Source organism: Mesorhizobium sp. M4B.F.Ca.ET.089.01.1.1, assembly GCF_004022605.1.
Lineage (GTDB): Bacteria > Pseudomonadota > Alphaproteobacteria > Rhizobiales > Rhizobiaceae > Mesorhizobium > Mesorhizobium abyssinicae.
Window position 1 is genome coordinate 1 of record NZ_RZOS01000616.1, and the last position, 2,706, is coordinate 2,706.

General features: G+C 65.9%; 4 protein-coding genes and 1 pseudogene. 4 read left to right on the forward strand and 1 reads right to left on the reverse strand.

Annotated elements, in window-relative coordinates:
- Both EN780_RS31600 and EN780_RS31605 read left to right on the forward strand, forming a co-directional pair.
- Nucleotides 1–203, forward strand: a pseudogene (locus EN780_RS31600) (hypothetical protein); the annotation flags it as partial.
- 139 nt (nt 204–342) lie between these two features.
- Complete coding sequence (locus EN780_RS31605; RefSeq protein WP_128276229.1) at nt 343–975, forward strand: LysE family translocator; 633 nt, start codon at nt 343–345, stop codon at nt 973–975.
- A gap of 159 nt (nt 976–1,134) precedes the next feature.
- Here the strand turns inward: EN780_RS31605 and EN780_RS31610 are convergent, their stop codons facing one another.
- Nucleotides 1,135–1,839 (reverse strand): glutathione S-transferase family protein, encoded by a 705-nt coding sequence (locus tag EN780_RS31610; RefSeq protein WP_128276230.1) that lies wholly within the window; start codon nt 1,837–1,839, stop codon nt 1,135–1,137.
- 115 nt (nt 1,840–1,954) lie between these two features.
- On the opposite strand from EN780_RS31610, the gene EN780_RS31615 reads away from it, so the two are divergent.
- Both EN780_RS31615 and EN780_RS31620 read left to right on the forward strand, forming a co-directional pair.
- Nucleotides 1,955–2,308: a helix-turn-helix domain-containing protein gene (locus EN780_RS31615; RefSeq protein ID WP_128276231.1), complete on the forward strand. Its 354-nt coding sequence runs from the start codon at nt 1,955–1,957 to the stop codon at nt 2,306–2,308.
- 67 nt (nt 2,309–2,375) lie between these two features.
- Nucleotides 2,376–2,706, forward strand: a 331-nt coding sequence (locus tag EN780_RS31620) for a CAP domain-containing protein (protein WP_245500185.1), incomplete at its 3' end; no start/stop codon positions are given.

A 2,706-nucleotide genomic window follows, 5' to 3' on the forward strand; every position in this document is an offset into this window, starting at 1 on the left:
CGCTCGACATGTCCGCGACCGATGCCGGCGACAAGAAGGCGATGGACGCGCTGAAGGCCTGCTCTTCCGACTCGCGCTTCCGCAAAGATCCGACCGATCCCAGCAAGCCGGCCAAGCTGTTCTGGAACGCGACGGGCGCCACGCTGTCCGACAATTTCAAGGAAATCGCCAACGAGCTGTCGAATTTGCGGGTCGTCGGGTAAAGCACCCGGCGTTGGAGGAATGGCGCCGGCGCGGACGCTGCCGATTTTCAACGCTGGAGCAAGAACTCCCGCCGGCATGCCCTTGCGGTCGATGAAGACGCGTGGTGAATGGGCCCCGCCACCACCCGGAGACGCATCGATGCCCGACACCGCAAACCACTTCGCTTTCGCGCTGGTCTGCCTCGGCATGGTGCTGACGCCCGGGCCGAACATGATCTACCTGATCTCGCGTTCGCTGTCGCAAGGGCCGAAGGCCGGGCTGATCTCGCTCGGCGGCGTCGCCTGCGGCTTCCTGTTCTACGTGGTCTCGGCGGCCTTCGGCATCACCGCGCTGCTGCTCGCCGTGCCCTTCGCCTATGATGCGCTACGCATCGCCGGCGCGCTCTATCTTCTGTGGCTCGCCTGGCAAGCGGTGAAGCCCGGCGGGCGCTCGCCGTTCGAGGTTCGCGAATTGCCGAAGGACGGACCGCGCAGGCTGTTCGCCATGGGGCTGATGACCAATCTGCTCAACCCCAAGGTGGCGGTGCTCTACCTTTCGCTGCTGCCGCAGTTCATCAGTCCCGGCAAGGGCCATGTGCTGTCGCAGCTTCTGGTGCTTGGCGTCACCCAGATCTCGATCAGCCTCACCGTCAACGCCATCATCGCGGTGACCGCCGGTTCGATCGCGACGTTCCTCGCCGGACGGCCGTTGTGGATGGTCATCCAGCGCTGGATGATGGGCACCGTGCTGGCGGCGCTGGCGCTGAGGATGGCGACCGAAGCGCAACGCTGACGGCGAAAGCGTCCAGCCGTTCGGCGCCGCCAAGTTACACGGCCTCCAGCATGGAGGACACCTTTCAGGCACCTTTCGTCCTGGCTCTGGTGAAATAGGTCCTATTCGGGCGGCGCCAGCCACGCTGGCGCCGCCCGTTGACCAAAGGCGCGTCGTGTATCAGGCCGCGAAGCGGTCGATCACCTCGGCCAGCGGGACATGCCCCAGGCAGGCGCCCGAACCGACAGGCATTTCGCCATTCTCGACGGCAAGCGCGTAGCGCACCTCCGGCACGGCCTCGATGCGGCGGCGCAGGGCGGCAAGCCTGGGATAATCGGCGCCCTCGATGGCCTGGTGAAATTCGGCCCAACGCGCCACGCCGATCAGCGTGGTATCGGCCAGCGTCAGCCGGTCCCCGGCCAGGAACTCGGTTCCGTTGATCATCTCCTCAAGCTGGTCGTGACGCTCGGCGACGGCCTTGCGGCCGAAGTCGCGTAAGGTCGCCTGCAGCACCGGATCCGGCGACGCCATTTCCAACGCCGCCCAGAGCGGCATGAAAGCGGCGGTGAAGCCGGTGTTCACGAAAGCCACCAGCTGGTGCATCCGATCGGCTTCCGGCGTGCGCGGATCGAAGCTGATGCGGCGCTGCGTATCGCGGGCCTCGAGCCATGCGGCGATCGCCATGGTCTCGGTCAGCACCTTGCCCTCGCCCGTGATCAGCACCGGCGTTTCCTGCCGGCCGTTGATGCCGGCATAGGCTTCGTTCTTCATGTCGGCCAGCATGTCCACCCGGCACAGCCGGTAGGGCAGCCCGAGGCGTTCGAAGGCAGCGACGAGCCCCATCGAGCTTCCCGCCGGGAAGCCGTAAAGGAGGATAGGTTCCATGTGTTGTCTCTTCCATGTTCGAGGGTCACGCCGCGCAGCGAAACTTGACCCTAAACACCGGTCGCCCCATGTAAATTACGCACTATTCTGTAACCACGCGTCCAGGTCCCTCCCCATGAAAGATGTCGTCTCGCGCTGCCCGATCGAAGAGACCATGCGCGTGCTCAGCGGCCGCTGGCCGACCTTGCTGCTCTATTATCTGAAGGACGGCACCAAACGCTTCAGCGAACTCAGGCGCGACAATCCGACCGTTTCGCACCGCATCCTGGCGCTGGAACTGCGCAAGCTGGAGGACGCCGGGATTGTGCGGCGGACCGCGCATCAAGGCTATCCGCTGCGCGTCGACTACGACCTCACGGAACCAGGCCGCAGGCTTGTGCCGCTGATCGATGCGCTCGGCGCCTGGTGGGTGCACACGGCCGGCGATCGGACCGGCGGCTCGGAAGCAAATCTCGAAACCGCGGCCTAGGGCCGCCTACCGAGATTTTCGCCGCCCTGCCCGGCAAAAGCCATCATCGCCATTATTTCAGGCGGGTATGACCGTTGCGCGACTCGAAAACCACCCGATCCCGAACCCGAACAGGCGCCTGCTGCTGAAGGGTGCGGCTCTTGCCGCGCTGGCGGGCCTTGCCGCCTGCTCCACCACCGTGCTGCCGACCGGCGAAGGCGCAGGCGTCTCCTCCTCCGCCACGACGACGCTCGCCGGCATCCGGTCCACCGCCGGGCTGCCGGCGCTGGTTCCGGACACGCAGCTCGAGCAGGCAGCCTTGCAGCAAGCCGGCTACATGGCGTCACGTGCCCGGATGAGCCACACCACCGGCTGGGGCAAGGACTTCGCCTCGCGCATGAAGGACCATGGCGTACGCG